The sequence below is a fragment of the Sphingobium anseongense genome (assembly GCF_037725245.1).
GTDB lineage: Bacteria > Pseudomonadota > Alphaproteobacteria > Sphingomonadales > Sphingomonadaceae > Sphingobium.
The window spans coordinates 146,176-162,766 of record NZ_JBBJUL010000005.1; the positions used below are offsets into that span (position 1 = coordinate 146,176).

Annotated in this window: 15 protein-coding genes; 3 read left to right on the top strand and 12 right to left on the bottom strand. The window is 66.7% G+C overall.

The window, feature by feature from the left end:
• Positions 1–11: 11 nt before the first annotated feature.
• The 12 genes from WG908_RS08875 to WG908_RS08930 all read right to left on the bottom strand — a co-directional run bounded on the left by WG908_RS08875 (position 12) and on the right by WG908_RS08930 (position 11,720).
• The gene (locus tag WG908_RS08875; protein WP_340186209.1) at positions 12–278 is read right to left on the bottom strand and encodes a FliO/MopB family protein; all 267 of its coding nucleotides are present in this window, start codon (positions 276–278) and stop codon (positions 12–14) included.
• 87 nt (positions 279–365) lie between these two features.
• Positions 366–716 (bottom strand): flagellar motor switch protein FliN, encoded by a 351-nt coding sequence (fliN, locus tag WG908_RS08880; protein ID WP_340186210.1) that lies wholly within the window; start codon positions 714–716, stop codon positions 366–368.
• The gene (locus tag WG908_RS08885; protein WP_340186211.1) at positions 713–1,597 is read right to left on the bottom strand and encodes a flagellar motor switch protein FliM; all 885 of its coding nucleotides are present in this window, start codon (positions 1,595–1,597) and stop codon (positions 713–715) included. The genes fliN and WG908_RS08885 overlap by 4 nt, the downstream gene beginning before the upstream one ends.
• Positions 1,598–1,648: 51 nt before the next feature.
• Positions 1,649–2,284, bottom strand: a complete 636-nt coding sequence (locus tag WG908_RS08890; protein ID WP_340186212.1) for a flagellar basal body-associated FliL family protein — start codon at positions 2,282–2,284, stop codon at positions 1,649–1,651.
• Between the two features lie 30 nt (positions 2,285–2,314).
• The gene (locus tag WG908_RS08895) at positions 2,315–4,936 is read right to left on the bottom strand and encodes a hypothetical protein (RefSeq protein ID WP_340186213.1); all 2,622 of its coding nucleotides are present in this window, start codon (positions 4,934–4,936) and stop codon (positions 2,315–2,317) included.
• Positions 4,933–5,361: a hypothetical protein gene (locus tag WG908_RS08900; RefSeq protein ID WP_340186214.1), complete on the bottom strand. Its 429-nt coding sequence runs from the start codon at positions 5,359–5,361 to the stop codon at positions 4,933–4,935. Before WG908_RS08900 ends, WG908_RS08895 begins: the two co-directional genes overlap by 4 nt.
• Positions 5,358–6,686 carry a FliI/YscN family ATPase gene (locus WG908_RS08905; protein WP_340186215.1) on the bottom strand — a complete coding sequence of 443 codons (1,329 nt, stop codon included), beginning with the start codon at positions 6,684–6,686 and terminating at the stop codon, positions 5,358–5,360. Before WG908_RS08905 ends, WG908_RS08900 begins: the two co-directional genes overlap by 4 nt.
• A gap of 13 nt (positions 6,687–6,699) precedes the next feature.
• Complete coding sequence (locus tag WG908_RS08910; protein WP_340186216.1) at positions 6,700–7,344, bottom strand: FliH/SctL family protein; 645 nt, start codon at positions 7,342–7,344, stop codon at positions 6,700–6,702.
• A complete protein-coding gene (fliG, locus tag WG908_RS08915) occupies positions 7,331–8,350 on the bottom strand; it encodes a flagellar motor switch protein FliG (protein WP_340186217.1) in 1,020 nt (339 codons plus the stop codon). Before fliG ends, WG908_RS08910 begins: the two co-directional genes overlap by 14 nt.
• Positions 8,343–10,082, bottom strand: coding sequence for a flagellar basal-body MS-ring/collar protein FliF (fliF, locus tag WG908_RS08920; protein ID WP_340186218.1), 1,740 nt, complete (start codon positions 10,080–10,082; stop codon positions 8,343–8,345). The genes fliG and fliF overlap by 8 nt, the downstream gene beginning before the upstream one ends.
• A gap of 4 nt (positions 10,083–10,086) precedes the next feature.
• A complete protein-coding gene (gene fliE / locus WG908_RS08925) occupies positions 10,087–10,446 on the bottom strand; it encodes a flagellar hook-basal body complex protein FliE (RefSeq protein ID WP_340186378.1) in 360 nt (119 codons plus the stop codon).
• Between the two features lie 20 nt (positions 10,447–10,466).
• The gene (locus tag WG908_RS08930) at positions 10,467–11,720 is read right to left on the bottom strand and encodes a sigma 54-interacting transcriptional regulator (protein WP_340186219.1); all 1,254 of its coding nucleotides are present in this window, start codon (positions 11,718–11,720) and stop codon (positions 10,467–10,469) included.
• 307 nt (positions 11,721–12,027) lie between these two features.
• Here WG908_RS08930 and WG908_RS08935 point away from each other — a divergent pair, with 307 nt between their 5' ends.
• The 3 genes from WG908_RS08935 to mdoH all read left to right on the top strand — a co-directional run bounded on the left by WG908_RS08935 (position 12,028) and on the right by mdoH (position 16,389).
• Positions 12,028–12,846 (top strand): flagellin N-terminal helical domain-containing protein, encoded by an 819-nt coding sequence (locus tag WG908_RS08935; protein ID WP_340186220.1) that lies wholly within the window; start codon positions 12,028–12,030, stop codon positions 12,844–12,846.
• A gap of 206 nt (positions 12,847–13,052) precedes the next feature.
• Positions 13,053–14,531 carry a glucan biosynthesis protein gene (locus WG908_RS08940; protein WP_340186221.1) on the top strand — a complete coding sequence of 493 codons (1,479 nt, stop codon included), beginning with the start codon at positions 13,053–13,055 and terminating at the stop codon, positions 14,529–14,531.
• Entirely contained in the window at positions 14,521–16,389 is a 1,869-nt protein-coding gene (mdoH, locus tag WG908_RS08945) for a glucans biosynthesis glucosyltransferase MdoH (RefSeq protein ID WP_340186222.1), read from the top strand. Before WG908_RS08940 ends, mdoH begins: the two co-directional genes overlap by 11 nt.
• The last annotated feature ends 202 nt before the right edge of the window (positions 16,390–16,591 follow it).

Genomic DNA, 16,591 nt, shown 5'->3' on the forward strand with positions numbered 1-16,591 from the left:
CAAGAAGGACTTTAGCGGAGGACACGGGTTTGCGACCCTTCGGCGATCTTTTCGATGCGGCCCCGCGTCACCGACAGCAGGATCTTCTGGCCTTCGAATTCGACGACGGCGAGCTTGCCCGACGTGCCCATCGGCAGCGCTTCGAGCAGCTTGAGCGTGCGGTCACCCTGAACGCCGATCATGCCCGGCTGATATTTGCGCCAAAGCCACAGCGCGCCGAACGCCATGCCGGCAACGAGCGGCAGCATGATCAGCAGCTTGACGAAATACCAGAACATGACGACGCGCCCCGCAACTATGGTTAATACGCCATGCGATCAGCCAGGAAGGGTCTGGAAGGCAAGCGCTAAAACAGGATGATGCGGTCAGCCGCGCCGTTCGACACCGGCAAGGCGTGTTTCCGTGGCGGCGATATCGACGATGCGGATGCCATAGCGGCCGTTGACCGTCACGACCTCACCCTTGGCGATCAACGCGCCGTTGACCATGATGTCGAGCAGGTCGTCGGCCTGCCGGTCGAGTTCGACGATGCTGCCTTCGGCCAGGTCCATGACTTCGGCAAGGCGCAGCGACGTCGAACCGACCTCCACCGACATGCGCACCGGAATGTCGGCAAGCAGCTTGAACTGCCGGCTGTTGGCCATGCGCGTGGCCATGTCCTCGCCCTTGCCCTGGGCCATGCCTTCAAGACGGGGGGCTTCGCTCATGTCGCTCATTGGTCATTTCCCTGTACGAGTTTTTCTATCTGGAAGGCGGCGCGCCCTTCCTGTTCGCCGATCGTGCCATGGGCAACGATGCGGTCGCCGACGATCAACGGCAGGCTGCGATTGATCGTGACCGGAATGACGTCGCCGGCCTTGAGCTGCATCAGGTCCGCCAGCGACAGATTGGGCCGGGCCAGCACGGTGCGCGCGGGCAGGCGGATGTTGCGCATCTGCCGCGCGATGCGTGCCTGCCAGACCGGATCGGTCTGGGCATCGTCGTCATGGACCTTGGTGCCCATCAGCGCTTCGGCGCTGCGCAGTGCCGCCAGCGGGAAGAGCAGGTCGATCGGCCATTCATGTTCGCGGGTGATCGAAACCACGAAGCGCTGGAGCACCATCGGCTCGCTCGCCTGCGCCGAAGCGGCAAAGCCGACCCCGGTTTCGCGGACGATCAGCGCCGGTTCGAGCGGCAGGATATCGGCCCAGCATTCGACCATGCGCGCCACTATGGCGTCGGCGAGGCGGACGATCAGCCGGTCTTCGGTAGGCGTGAATTCACCGCGCGCGGGCAGCGGGCGGTTGCCGATGCCGCCATAGAAGCAGTCGACCAGCGTCGATATCATCGCCGCATTCATGCGCAGCAGCATCTGGCCCTTGAGCGGCGCGATGCGATAGCAGCTGATGCTGGAAAAGGCCGGCACATCGGCCGACCACGCGCCGAAGTCGAGCACCCGGCCATCCTGCGCTTCCACATTGGGCCGCACGCCCGCGATCGGCTCGATCAGGGCGCGCATGCGCCGGCAGAGCTTTTCACCCAGCCGGTCCAATCCCGATAGCATGACCGGTGCCTGCGACTCCCCGCGGCCGAAGGCGAAGGTTTGAACGTCGTTCATCAAGGTCCCCTGCCTGTCGCGGCAGGGGAGTTCCCGACGCTTCAGACGGGCCTATTGAATAACGAAATTGGTAAAATAAACGTTATCAACGCCGCCATAGCCGGTTTTCTGTTTGAGAACTTCGTTGATAATGTTGCGGATTTTTTTCTGGAGATCCTGCTTGCCGGCGGGGGTCGAAAGGACCTGCTCGGGCTGCTGCGCCAGCATCATCAGCACCTGGCTGCGGATCGCCATTTCATGAGTCTTGATCGCTTCGACCACGCGCATGTCATAATAGGTCGACACGGCGATGCTGATCTGGGCGAAGGCATCGGTGTCGATCATATTCGATGTAAAGGGCGCCTGAAGCTGGAAATAGCTGGCCTGATAGGCCGCAGGATCGGAAGGCGCGGGCAGGTCGATGCCTTTGCCCGCGGCATGATGCCCGCCGCCCTTGGCGGTCGCGCCGCCATGATCGCCTTCACCGCCGCCATGCGCCTTGGCGATTTCCTCGGCATTTTCCCCCTTCAGCACCAGCACCGGCTTGTTGGGGTCCTCCTTGGGGCCTTCTTCCTTGGCGCCGAACGCGCCCGCCGCATACAGACCGCCGGCCGCGCCAGCGCCGCCCAGGACCAGACCGACGACCAGGATGAGCATCAGCTTCATGCCGCCGCCCTTCTTTTTCTTCGCCTTGGGTTCATCGCTCATTATGTTCGGTTCCCTGAATTAGCGCGCGCGTCAGGCATAGCGCGCACGACCGGGAGCGGACGCGCCGCCCGTCGCGCCCTCGCGCGCATCGACATGGTCAAGAACGGCGGCATCGGCGCTGGCTTTATGACCCCCACTCAAATTTTCTTGCGCCTGCGAACGCCCCTGGCTCATGCCCTGACCCATTCCCGGACCGGCACCCTGAAAGGAGCCGCCGGCTGTCGATCCATTCTGTTGCGAAGACGTTTGCTGGCCAGGATCGCTACGGGCCGGATCGGCCGCCGGAGCGCGTTCGATACGCACCTCGGCAACGCGAACGGCCGAGAGCGCAGCGTCGGCGCGCAGCCGGTCGCTATCCTGGCGCAGCGCATGTTCGGCGGCCGCGCTGGCGACTGTCAGGCTGATGTCGGCCCCCAGCGGTCCCTGCCGGATCGCGACCTGTACAGGTCCCAATTGATCGGATCGGATCTGGAAATTGCCCTGTCCGCCATTGGTCGACAGCGACGCGATTTCGCGGGCAAGCCCGTCGATCCACTGGCCCTGCACACCCATGTCGACCGCCTGGCCGGCCAGTGCGCCGCCGATGTCGTTGACGGGCAGCGGCAAGGGTGCAGGTGGCGCGGTGATGATCGTGGCAGCGACGGCGGGCGGCATGGGGACCACCGCGGGAACCGGCGTGGCCATGCCGCCCACGGGCCTTGGGCCATCGGCCGAAGCGCCGGCGGGCGACGCATCGGCGGGCTTGCGACGCGCGAAATGATCGCGCACCAGTTGAAGCAGCGACAATGCTTCTGACCGCGCCGCCGGTTCCTGTGCGACGGGTGAAGCGGTTGTGCCGACCAGCGCCGCATGGTGATCGGGCAAGATGGCGTCGGGCGCGGCGGTCATGGCCGGATCGCTCGTCGGGATAGTCGCCTGGACCTGTGGTAGCGGCGATGCTGAGGGAAGGACGATCTCCAGCGCCGCGCCCGCCTGGCCCACGGCGTCTTGCACAGGTTGGACGGGCTGGGCCGGGGCGGTCGCCGCCGCAGGGCGTGTTACCGGCTCAGGACGCGCAACGCCATCCCAAGGTGCGGCATGGGGCGGAGCGGCAGTCCGCTTATCGTCGGCAGGCGGCTGGATCGCGACACTGAGCGACGGCGTTCGCCGTTGCGGATCGCTGCTTCCGTCCGCGTTGCCCGGTTCCCCCTCTTGCCTGCCGGGCAAGGCCGCTGTCTGTGACGTCGGGGCGGGCGGTGGCGCGATCGGGCGTGGCGTCAGCGTGAGCGGCGCAGCTGGTGGGGCTGCGGGCGCGCGATCATCGATCGGCGCGGCGATAGCGGGGGCAATGGCTGCAACGGTCGTGACGGGGAGCGGCGCGGCTGAAAAGGGCGACGGCGAGGAAGCGGAGCGCGCCGCGTCATCGGGCTGGGCGAGAAGCGCTTCCGCGCTGACATTCGGCTGGGCGGGCGTGGCGGACGGGGACAGGGCCATGTCCGCCTCATGGCCTGCCGGATGAGCCGTTCGAGCGGCCGTCTTCGTAGTGAGACGCGCCATGGTCTTTGGCGGCGCGGCGATCGCCTGTCCCGGATCGGCTGGAGCTACCTCATCCGTCGGGACGATCGGCAGCCCGTTCGAAGCCCTGGACGCAGGTGCGACCGGTGGCGGGACGATGGCGTCGGAAGGCGGCGAGCTGGCTGGCGGCGCGGCGTGCGATGCCGTGCGCTCCGGCGCGACCGTGAGCGGCGTTGGAATGGGGACAGGCGCGGGCGTCATCGCCTCGACAGCCAACCCATCGTTGGGCGGCGTGACGCGTGGCTTATCTGCCTTGGCCGCGACAGCCGCCTCGGGCCGGGATTCGGCCTCTGGCTTGCCTGTCGTTGCGGGCTGCAAGCCATGCCGCTGCGGTAGTGGCGCGACCGTCGCGACGATTGGCGCGGGCGCGATGGGATCGGACCCGACAGTGATCAGTTCGGGAATGGCGGGAACGGGGCCAACCGGTTGCAGGCGCACTGGATCTTCCGACGCGGGATCAGCGATCGGTCGGGGATCAGGCGCGGGTACGTCGCGCGATGTCGCGATGGGCGCGGCGTCCGGCAGTTGTGCGGGCGATGCGGGGCTGTCCTCGCCCGATGCCGGGTCAGCGATCGGTCGGGGACCAGGCGTCGGTGCGTCGCGCGACGTAGCGACCGGCGTGGCGTCCGGCAGTTGTGCGGGCGGTGCGACGCTGTCTTCAACCGACGCCGGGTCAGCGATCGGTCGGGGATCGGGCGTGGGTACGTCGCGCGATGTCGCGATGGGCGCGGCGTCCGGCAGTTGTGCGCGCGGCGCGGGGCTGTCCTCGCCCGATACCGGGAGAGCGATCGGTCGGGGACCAGGCGTCGGTGCGTCGCGCGATGTCGCGACGGGCGTAGCGTCCGGCAATTGAAGGGGCGGTGCGACGCTGTCGTCGACCGACGCCGTAAGCGATGGCGAGGACTGCTGGGGCTGGTCGGCAGCCGGGATGGCAGGAACCGGAGTGCCGGCCGGAGTGGCGGCGGCGGCATCGCCCATCGCGGTCATCATCGCCGCAAAGCCCTCACCGCTTTCAGGCGCGGCGGCAGCTGTCGGCAAAATCTTGCCGGGTGCGATTGCCGGGAGAAGCAGCGCCCGAAGGCTGGCGAAGATGGTCACTCATTTTCCCCCGTTCTTTGCATCCGGCGATAGCGAGGCAGCGCCGCCCGCCGCCTTTCGCGCCCTTGTTCCAGTGCGGCATCGGCGCGCCCCTTGAGCTTTTCTGCGACTTCCCGCTCGCGATTGGCTACGATCGACAGGTCCTTTTTCGCTTCCACCTTGCGCCTGGCGTCATAGAGCGCGCCGTCGAGCTGACGCCCGGCCTGCTCCAGCCGCCCGGCCAGCTCCTGCATCGCTGCAAAAGCCGCGCCATTCGCCATACCCTCGTTGCGAAACAGTTCCTGGCGCACGCGCCGCAGCCGTTCGACATTGTGAGCGATGCTGTTGGCTTCGTCCTGCGCGCGCACGGTTTCGGCGACCGCCATACTGTGCTGGACATGGCGCACGCGCAGCACGCGCTGCCGCCGGGCGACGAGACCCTTCATGCGCCGAATTCAGTCATCAACGCGCTTGCGCTGGTGTCGAGATCGATACGGCTTTTCACATCTTGACGCAGGAAATCGAGGATTTCCTGCCGGCGCTGAACGGCCTCGTCGATGACCGGATCGTTGCCCGGGCGATAGGCGCCCATCAGGATCAGGTCCTTATTCTCTTCGTAAGCGGCCCAGAGCCGGCGATAGGCGGCGGCGGCGGCGAGATGATCGGGCGCGACCACATCGGCCATCACCCGGGACAGGGACTTGCCGATGTCGATCGCGGGAAAGATCGCCTGTTCCGACAAATGCCGCGACAGGATGAAATGCCCGTCGACGATCGCGCGGGCCGCATCGACGATCGGATCGTCGGTATCGTCGCCATCGGCGAGCACGGTGTAGAGCGCCGTGATCGACCCGCCGGTGCGGACATCGACGCCGGCGCGCTCGACCAGCTTGGGGATCAGCGCCAGCGCGCTGGGCGGATACCCCTTCATCGCCGGCGGTTCGCCCAGCGCCAGGCCGATTTCGCGCTGGGCATGCGCGCAGCGGGTCAGGCTGTCGAGCAGCAGCAGAACCTTCTTGCCGCGCGCGCGGAAATATTCGGCGATGGCGGTGGCGCGCGCGGCCGCGCGCAGGCGCAGGACAGGGGGATGGTCGGCAGGCACGGCGACAACGATCGACTTGTGCATCGAGCCCTTGAGCTTGGTTTCAAGGAAGTCGCTGACTTCGCGGCCGCGCTCGCCGATCAGGCCGGCAACGACGATGTCGGCTTCGGCGCCGGCGATCATTTGTCCCATCAGCACCGATTTGCCGACGCCGGAGCCGGCGATGATCGCGATCCGCTGGCCGCGCCCGGCGGTGAGCAGCGCGTTGACCGCGCGCACGCCCAGGTCGAAAGGCTCGGTCACTCGTCCGCGGTCGAGCACATTGCCCTTGACCCCATTGAGCGGCCAGCTGCCGCCCGCGATGATCGGCCCGCGCCGGTCGAGCGGTTGGCCCATGGCGTCGATGACCCGGCCGATCAGGCCATCGCCGACCTGAACCATGTTGGCCTGGCTGTCTGGTTCGACCCGCGCGCCATTTTCGAGCGGCGAATCGGTGTCGAGCGGCACCAATATGGTGCGGTCGCCGCGAAAGCCGATCACCTCGGCGCGCGCGATGGTCCCGTCGCTGGCGGTCACGCGCGCACCCGCGCCGATGGGGCGACGGAAGCCGGTGACTTCCAGCATGCCCCCGTCATGGCTGACCAGCCGGCCGACATGGCGCGGCAAGCGGTTCTGCACCTGAAGATGGTCGAACAGCGTTTCCGCCTGAGCGAGCGCAGCGCGGATCATGCCCAAACCCCCTTCATGAACGGCCTTCCATATCGTCCAGCAGCGCGCGCAGCCGCGAAAGGCGCACGTCCGGCCCGTCCTCGACCCAGCCCGCCGCCGTTTCCAGCCGCACGCAGCCGCGCCGCATCGCCGCATCGGGCACCAGTTTCACCGCGATCGGTTCGTCCGCCAGCATCGCGATATCATCGGGATGCAAGTGCAGAGCGCCATTGCCTTCGTCGTTTTCGATGAAGGCGGCGACGGTGTCGCATCGCTGGACCAGGCGCTCGATATCAATCTGGACCTCGCCCACAATCTGTTCGACCAGGCGCACGACGGTTGCCGACAACATGGTCGAAAGCATGCCGCTGGGCGCGGGGGCAAGCAGTTCCAGCGCCTCGGCGAGCCGGTTGCGCGCCTCGACATCTTCCGCCGCGGCCTCGCCCGTAATGCGGCATCCTTCGTCGAAACCCATGGTGAAGGCTTCGATCCGGGCCTGTTCGAGCGGATCATCCTCCTCGGCCCGTGCCGCGGCGCGCAGCGCGGCGCTTTCCTGGCCCGGCGGTGCGGTGTAGAGACTGCGAAAGCCGCTTCCCATGTTGCTTTCGCGCATGGCGGACAGGCCGACGCTGGCGATGTCGTGTTGAGCGTCGGCACCCCAGATTCTAGACAAAATCATTCCCCTTGCCGCCCAGCATGATGGTGCCGGCATCGGCCATGCGACGCGCGGTCGCGATGATCAGCTTTTGCGCGTCGATCACTTCGGCGAGGCGGATCGGGCCGCGTTCCTCGATCTCGTCGGCGATGGCCTGCGCCGCGCGCGCGGACATGCAGGTGAATATCTTGCCCTTGAGCATATCCGTCGTGCCCTTGAGCGCGACCACCAGCACCTGGCTGTCGACCGTGCGCATCAGCGTGCCCAGATTCTTGTCGTCCATGTCGATGAGATTGTCGAAGACGAACATTTCCTCCTCGATCGTCTGGGCGATGATCTTGTCGCGCTTGGCGACCGCTTTCATGATCCGTTGTTCATTGTCCTTGCGGACATTGTTCATGATCGCCGCGGCTTCGACCGTGCCGCCGCGCTGCGATGCGGCCCCCTGCTTCTTGGAAGGCGAGCCGCGCAGCAAAAGCTGCTCCAGATCGTCCAGGGCTTCGGTCGACACCGGCCCCAGCGTGGCAATACGATAGACGATCTCTTCCTGATATTCCGATGGCAGCAATTGCAGCACATCGGCAGCGACCGGGGCTTCGAGATGGGCGAGCACGATCGCCATGATCTGGGGATGTTCCGATTCGATCAGCGCCGCGATCTCCTTGGCATCCATCCATTTGAGCATTTCAAGCTGGGTCGAGCGGGTCGGCGGCGTGATCCGCGCCAGGATCGTTTCGGCCCGCTCCTCACCCAGCGCCTTGGTCATCGCGCCCCGGATATGGCGGGTCGCGCCATAGCCGATAGTGGTGCGCCGCTTGGCCTTGTTGACGAAATGGTCGAGCGCTTCGTTGACTTCGTCGGGCGCGACATCGGCAACGTCGTACATCGCGTAGCCGAGCTGGCGGACTTCGTCGGGTTCGAGGCGCGCGAGGATCTGCGCGGCTTCGTCCTCATCGAACAGCATCAGCAGCACGGCGGCGGCGGCGCTGCCCTTGAGCGCCTCTGGCCGGCCGGGGACTATTTCAGGCATTCTCTTTCTTCCCTTCCTTCAGCAGGTCGCGAACCACAAGGGCCGCGCGATCCGGGTCCTGCTTGACGAAATTGCGGATGAGGTCCGCCCGCTGGGCATAGTCATGAGTCGACGAAATCATGTCGAGCGTGATCGGACGGGAGGGATCGGGCGCTTCCAGAGCGGAGCGGCTCAGTTCGCCCGAAATTTCGCGACCGATGCGCTGGCCCTGCACGGCGACGTCGGCGGCCGCCTCTTCCTTGAGCGCGGCGCGGCGCTTCATGAGCGGACGACCGATGCCCAGGATCAGAAGCAGCGCCACCAGCAGCGCGGAGACATTGCGCGTCAGCGGCGCGACCCAATCGGCCTCGTACCAGGGAGCGACGACCTCGACCGGCCTGGCGAAGCTGCGCGAGGAAAGCGCGACCACGTCGCCGCGTGCCTGATCGAAACCGACAGCACCCTTCACCAGCGCTTCGAGCGCGGCGATCTCGGCCGCGCTGCGCGGCTTGCCATCGGCGCCATTGTCCAGCGCCACGGCAACCGACAGGCGCCTGACGGTGCCGACCGCATCGCGCGTGACCGACACTTCGCGGCCCAGCTCGAAGCTGCGATTGAATGTCTCCTGCGTCTTGAGCGGGGCGGCGGCAGGGGTGGCGGGTTCGCCATCGGCGGCGGCCTGACCCTGCTGCACGGCCTGTCCATTGGGATTGGTCGCGGTCGTGGTCGGATTGACCGGCGCCTGATTGCTGAGCGCGCCGGGGATGCCGCCCGCCTCGCCGCCCTTCATGCCGCGCTCGTCGGCGGACCAACTGCCCTGTTCGACGCGCAGCCGGGCTTCGTCCTGCGGATAGGTTTCGCGGGTGGCCTGCCGCTCGGAAAAATTGAGTTCGGCATGGACTTCGGCGGAGAATTTGTCCGCGCCCAGTATCGGCGTCAGCAGCGCAATGACCGAGCGGCGATAGCGATCTTCGACCCGGTTCTGCACCCCCAGTTGGCGATCATCGGCGCTGTTGCCGTCGTTATTGCTGAGCAACCGGCCATTCTGGTCCACCAGCGAAATCTGGTCAGGGCTGAGTTCTGGCACCGACGACGCGACCAGATGAACGATCGCGCTCACCTGCTCGTCGGTCAGCGTCCGGCCGTTGGCAAGACGCAGCATGATCGATGCCGAAGGTTTGGCCCGATCGCGCAGGAAGACGCTGGGTGGTTCGACCGCCAGGTGCACCTTGGCGGTCTCGACGCTGTCGATCGCCTCGATCGTGCGAGCCAGGTCCATTTCGCGCGCCGAGCGCAGCTTTTCGCCCTCGACCGCGCGGCTGGCGCCCATCGGCAGGCTGTCGATCATGCTGTTGCCGTCGGGCGCGCTCTTGGGAAGGCCCTGGGCGGCCAGCATCATCTTGGCCTTGAAATAATCGTCCTCGGCAACGGTCATCCCACCGTTGCCATCGAAATCATAAGGAACGCCATTCTGCTCGAGCACCTGCGCCACCGCCGACTTGTCGGTGTCGGGCAGGCCACGGAACAGATCGCGCTGGGGCGGCTCGCGCAGCGCCAGCCAGGCAAGCCCCGCCAGCGCAACGACGCCAAGCAGCCCGAGCAGCGGCAGGCTGCGCGCCACGGCTGGCTGGCGCATGAAGCCGGTGACGCGCGCGCGCAGGGCGTCAAGCCCGCCGCCCATGGGAGAGGACATGGCTGGAAGGGCCGGTTTGGCGCTTGCGCCGCCATCGATGGTGAGTGCGTTCTCGCTCATATCATTATACCGGCATGCTCATGATGTCCTTGTAGGCGGACAGGAGTTTGTTGCGGACCTGAAGCGTCGCTTCGAAGCCGACCGACGCCTGCTGCTTGGCAAGCATGACCGCCGCGATGTCGGTGGTTTCGCCCCGTTCGAAAGCGGTCGCCGCCGCGCCCGCCTGATTCTGCAGGCCGTTGACCTGTTCGAGCGCGGATTTGAGCGCATCGGTAAAGCCGCCGAGGCGCGTCGCGTCGGCGCCGCCAATGCCCGCTGGCGCGCCGGCCGTGCCGGTCGAAGCGACATCGCGCAACGCCGCGTTTTTCTGGAGGATGGCGTTACGGATCGCCATCACGCTGTCAGTGGGTGAAATGCCGGTCACAGCCATGGTTCAGGCCCCCCTTACGCTGCGGCGAGTTCGCGCATCTCGGCGAGCCGATAGCGCAGCGTGCGTTCGGAAATGCCAAGCTTGGCGGCAGCGGCGGCGCGATGGCCGTCGGTCTCGCGCAGCGCATGGCGGATCGCTTCCAGCTTCGACATGCGCGCGACATCCTGAAGCCGGACGGGCGCTTGTGGCGCGGGCGAAACCAGCCGGACCGGCTGGGCCGGGGCGGCGAGATGCAAGTCGTCGGCTTCGATCCGTTCGCCTTCGCGCAACACGATCGCGCGCTGAAGGACGTTGCCGAGTTCACGGGCATTGCCGGGCCAGACATGATGCGCCAGCTTGTCCATCGCCGGCGCGGTCGGCCAGACGAAGCCACCGGCAGCGCCGGTCTGCTGGCGCAGCAGAATGGCTGCGGCGATCGCGGCGATATCGCCCCGCCGCTCGACCAGCGGACGCAGTTCCAGCGGCATGACGTTGAGGCGCCAGTACAGATCCTCGCGGAACCGACCCGCCGCGCATTCAGAAGCGAGATCGCGGTTGCAGGCAGCGATGATGCGGACGTTGACGGGCACGGGATGAGTCGCGCCTACGGGCAGCACTTCACCCTCCTGCAAGGCGCGGAGCAGCTTGGCCTGGAGCGCGAGCGGCAGCTCGGCGATCTCGTCGAGGAACAGCGTGCCGCCGTCGGCTGCCAGGAACAGGCCTTCGGAGGCGTTGGCCGCGCCGGTGAAGCTGCCCTTGCGATGGCCAAACAGCATCGCTTCCATCATGGTTTCGGGAAGCGCGGCGCAATTGACGGCGATGAAATCGCGGCTTGCCCGGCCCGATTGGGCATGGAGGAAGCGCGCCATGCCTTCCTTTCCGGTCCCGGTGTCGCCCTGGACCAGCACCGTGGCATCGCTGCGAGCGATACGGGCGGCAAGCGTCATCAGCCGCGCGCTGGCCGCATCGCCCACGGCGGGAACGGCGTCGGGACGAGCCATCTCCGCGATCAGCGCAAAGGCAAAGCCCATATCTTCAAGGCCAAAGGCGATGCGGGCAGGCAGGCCGCCCGCCGCCGGGATCAGGCTGGGTTGATCGTCGCGCAGGTCGATCAGGATGTCGCGATGCGTGGCATGGCCGATTTCGCGCATCAGCAGCACGCGGATGGCGCCGCGTTCGCGTGGCGCGTCGGCTTCGACGATCCGTACCGCATGAAATGCGTTTTCGAGCCAGTGCTGCAAGCCCGGAACGAGCGCACAGACACCACGGCTCATGTCGAGTGACGGCATGACAAGGTCCCTCTATGTTGGATCGGTCCGTGCCCCCGCACATCCGGCCCCCTTCGATAGGACCGATATCGCCAGCTATGGTTATCATCCGGTTAATTTGCCGCCCTGCTTGCCGACCCCGGCAATTTTTTTCCGCCCGCATGCAGGCGCGATCAAGGCGGATTTCCGGCCGTTTGGGACTGCCGGCTGCTGACCCGGCCAGAAAAGTGACCTGCCTGATTTAAGCTCCTGCGACGCGGGCCGTTATCTGCCCTGAGGCCGCAAGCGCCGAGTGGCAGCGACCTGAGATGGGAAGAAAGGGAATAACATGACTGTTATCGGAACCAACACCGCCGCGCTGCGCTCGAGCAATGCTTCCGCCATGGCCAGCAAGACGCTGAGCACCGCGATGGAGCGCCTGTCGACCGGCAAGCGCATCAACAGCGCGAAGGATGACGCCGCTGGCCTCGCCATCGCGTCGACCATGACCGCGCAGATCAAGGGCATGACCCAGGGCATCCGCAACGCCAATGACGGCATCAGCCTGGCCCAGACCGCCGAAGGTTCGCTGGGTGAAGTCACCAACATGCTGCAGCGTATGCGTGAATTGACCGTTCAGGCGCTGAACGGCACCAACGACACCAATGCCAAGGCGAACATCACGTCGGAACTGGACCAGCTGTCCACGCAGATCAGCACCACGATGACCAATTCCAAGTTCAACGGCATCTCGCTGTTCCCGACCACGGCCGCCACGGTTTCGATCCAGGCCGGCGCGACCGCGAACGACACCGTGTCTCTCTCGCTGGGCGGCATCGATCTTTCGCCCGTCGTCGGCGCCGCTGCCGCCACGGTCAGCGCCGCCACCGCCACCACGGCGACCCTGGCGCTCTACGACACGGCCCTGTCGGCCGTCTCGACGGCCCAGGCGAAGCTCGGTGCGGCGCAGAACCGGCTGGAATCGACGGTCAACAACCTGACCGCCAACGTCACCAACCTGACCGACGCCCGCAGCCGCATCGAGGACGCCGACTTCTCGGCCGAAACGACCGCTCTCGCCAAGTCGCAGATCCTGAGCCAGGCATCGACCGCGATGCTGGCACAGGCCAACCAGAGCCAGCAGGGCGTGCTGAAGCTGATCGGCTAAACCCGGCACCACATTGATGGGCTGAGGTTTGGTCACCGACAGCCCGTCATGACGCCCCGGCGCATCACAGTCCCCACCGCGCCGGGGTATCACCTTCGATCGAACGGCCAGCATATGCGAAGCCTCCGTCCCCCCGGGCGGAGGCTTCGTCGCGTTTCTCCGGCATGCCGCCTTGCAATGCGGCGGGCGCCCCCCATGATGACGTGATGACCAGAATCGACCGCCGTGCGATGATCGCGGCCACCAGTGCCGCCCTGATGCTGCCCTCGGCCCTGCGCGCCCAGCCGCACGGCACGCGTTTTTCGTGGGAGATACTGGTGGCGATGGCGCAGCGGCTTGGCCGTCGGCCCTTTGCCCAAACGCCTGCTCATCCGGGCGCGGCAAAGGTGGATTATGAAGCGCTGCACGTAGCGCGCTTTCGCTACGATCGCACATTGTGGAACGATATGCCGGGCGATGTCGCGGTCCGCTTCTTTCCGCTGAGCGCCACCGCGCCGCAGCCGGTCGCCATCCATGTGGTGGAGGGGGGATATGCACGCCCCCTGCCCTACGACCCGACGATGTTCGATGCCCCCGTCGGCAACGCCGTTGCGGCGCTCGGCCGCGACGCCGGTTTTGCGGGGTTTCGGGTCATGAACGGTGCGCGCGACGCGGATTGGCTGTCGTTCCTGGGCGCGAGCTATTTCCGGTCGGCTGGCGCGCATAAGCAATATGGTCTGTCGGCGCGCGCCATCGCGATCAACACCAGCGTCGGCAACGAGGAATTCCCGCGCTTCACCAGCTTCTGGCTCGAACGATCGGGTAGCGACAGCCTTATCGTTCATGCGTTGCTCGACGGGGCGTCGATCACCGGCGCCTTTCGGTTCGTCAACCGGCTTTCGGCGCAAGGCGTCAGTCAGGAAGTGACCGCCGCGCTGTTCCCCCGCCGCGCCATCGCCGAACTCGGCCTGATGCCGATGACCAGCATGTTCTGGTACGATCAGGCCAACCGCGCGACGGCGGGCACCGACTGGCGGCCCGAAATCCACGATTCCGACATGCTCGCCATCCAGGCGGCAGATGGCGCGGCCCATGCCCGGCCTCTGGTCAATCCGCGCGCGCCTCGCGTCAGCATCTTTGCCGAGCGCGATCCGGCCGCGTTCGCCCTGGTGCAACGGGATCGCGAATTCGACCATTATCAGGATGACGGGGTATTCTACCACCGCCGCCCGTCGCTGCGCGCGACGCCGCGCGCGACGCTGGGCGCGGGGCAGGTGCGGCTTTACGAATTTCCGACGACGAGCGAATATGTCGACAATGTCGCCGCCTACTGGATGCCCGCGCTGGTCGCTCGGCCGGGCCGGCGGATCGATGCCGCCTATAGGCTGGACTGGGGATCGAGCGAGCCGCCTTTGCCGATCGTGCGTTTGGCCGATATCTGGCGCGGCGCGGCCGAGGCGGGCGGGCAGCGGATCGTGCTCGATTTCACAGGAGTTCCTCCCGGCATCAAACCTCAATTGTGGACGGACGTCAGCGGCGCGGCGCTGGTCAAGCGCGGCGGTTACCCGGTGATCGGGCTGCACGGGACCTTTCGCGTCGCGCTGGACGTGCGGGTCGAGGGTGGCGCCGGGGCCGACCTGCGGGTCCAGCTGCGCGACGGCGGACGAGCGATCAGCGAAATGGTGCATTACCCCATTGCCCCATAACCCGAACCTTGCCTCCGCGGCCTTTGAGCAATTGCCGCCCGAAACCCCGATCGCGATGCCCGATCAGGATTTTTCGATTGCGCCGCCGCGCCTGCCCGCACCGCCATTCGACCTCGACCTGTGGGCGCGGCGGACGCTGGTGGTGGTGCTGGCGCTGATCCCCGCAGGAATGGCGGCGCACGAGATGCGCCGCTCGATCGGCCTTGACGGCATCACGATGTGGGAGGGCATTTATCTCGCTCTGTTCATCCCCCTGTTCGCCTGGATCGCCTTTGGCTTTGCGACCAGCCTGATCGGGTTCCTGTTGCTGACGATCGGCGGGTCGCGGCGGTCGGATCGCCTGGCGCATGACAGCAGCGAACCGCTCAAGGGCCGCACCGCGATCCTGCTGCCGGTATGCAACGAGGATTTTCTGGGCGTGCTGGGCCGGCTGTCGATCATGGAGCGATCGCTGGCGCGGGTGATGGGGGGCGAGCGGTTCGAATTCTTCATCCTGTCCGATTCCAACCCCGACAATGGCGAGGCCGAGCGCCGGGCCTATCAGGAGTTGCGCGCCGCCTTTACCCGGCCCGTCCATTATCGCCGCCGGGGAATGAATGTCGGGCGCAAGCCGGGCAATATCGCCGAATGGGTGCGGCGTTTCGGCGGCGGATACGACCACATGATCGTGCTCGACGCCGACAGCGTGATGAGCGGCCAGACGATGGCGCGGCTTGCCGCCGATATGGAGCGGCATCCGCATGTCGGCCTGATCCAGACGGTGCCCACGGTGATGGGCGCGGCGACGTTGTTCGCGCGGTGGCAGCAATTTGCGAGCCGGCTCTATGGCCCGACGTCGGCGGCGGGCATGATCTGGTGGGCGGGATCGGAAGGCATGTTCTGGGGCCACAACGCGATCGTGCGGGTGCGGGCCTTCGCGCAAAGCTGCGGCCTGCCCGAACTGCCGGGCCGCGCGCCTTTTGGCGGGCATATCATGAGCCACGACATGATCGAGGCGGCGCTGCTGCGGCGGCGGGGGTGGGACGTGCATATGGTCACGGCGGAGGATAGTTTCGAGGAATTCCCGCCGTCGATGCCCGACCTGTTCACCCGCGACCGGCGCTGGTGCCAGGGGAATATCCAGCATGTGCCGCTGATCGCCCGGATCAGGGGATTGCATCCGGTCAGCCGGTTCCAGCTGCTGGTCGGCACGTCGGCCTATTGCACGTCGCCGCTGTGGCTGTTGCTGATGCTGGTCGTGCTGGGCGGGGCGGCCGCCGGTCAGTGGCCGGCGGCGGCGGTACTGCCGGACGGGAGCCTGCTGGCGCTGACCGCGGCGCTGCTATTTGGTCCCAAGCTGCTGGCGATGATCTGGGCGCTGGCCGATCCGGCGCGGCGCATCGGCTTTGGCGGGGCGGCGCGGATGACGCGGGGGGTGGTGGCCGACATCATCCTGTCGATCCTGATGGCGCCGGTGGCGATGCTGACCCAGACGATCAACCTGTTTGGCATATTGATGGGTCGCAAGAGCAGCTGGAGCGGCCAGACCCGCGACCGCGACGGCATGGCGATCGCCAGCGCGCTGTGGCTGTTCAAATGGCACCTGCTGTTGGGAGCGGGGCTGTTGTGCCTGGCGATCCGCGCCGATTGCGTCGGCTGGATCGTGCCGGTGGTGGCGGGGCTGTTCGCGGCGCCGATGCTGGCGGCGGCCACGGCGCGCAAGGACCTGGGCAGCAGGGCGGCGGCGAGCGGGCTGTTCCAGGTCGCCGACCCATGGTGGCGCGGCCAGGGCTATACGCCGTTGCGGCACCGCTGGACGCTGGCGCGGCGGCTGTTCGCGCGGAAGACGGATAGCGATTCACCGGCCAATGACGGGTGAGAGCCACGCTTAACTTCGCACTTTTCCCGCTCGATCGGTAATTTCATGTCGCGCCGGGGCAATTTTCCAAGGCCCCGCGATAGATGGCTGGACGGTTGAAAGAGCCGGCCATGACCATAGCAGGGAGCGGGACCTGTAGGACAGGACGAATGCGCCCTTCGCCTGTCGGCAGGTTCGGCGCTCGGCTGGCCCCGTGCCGGGC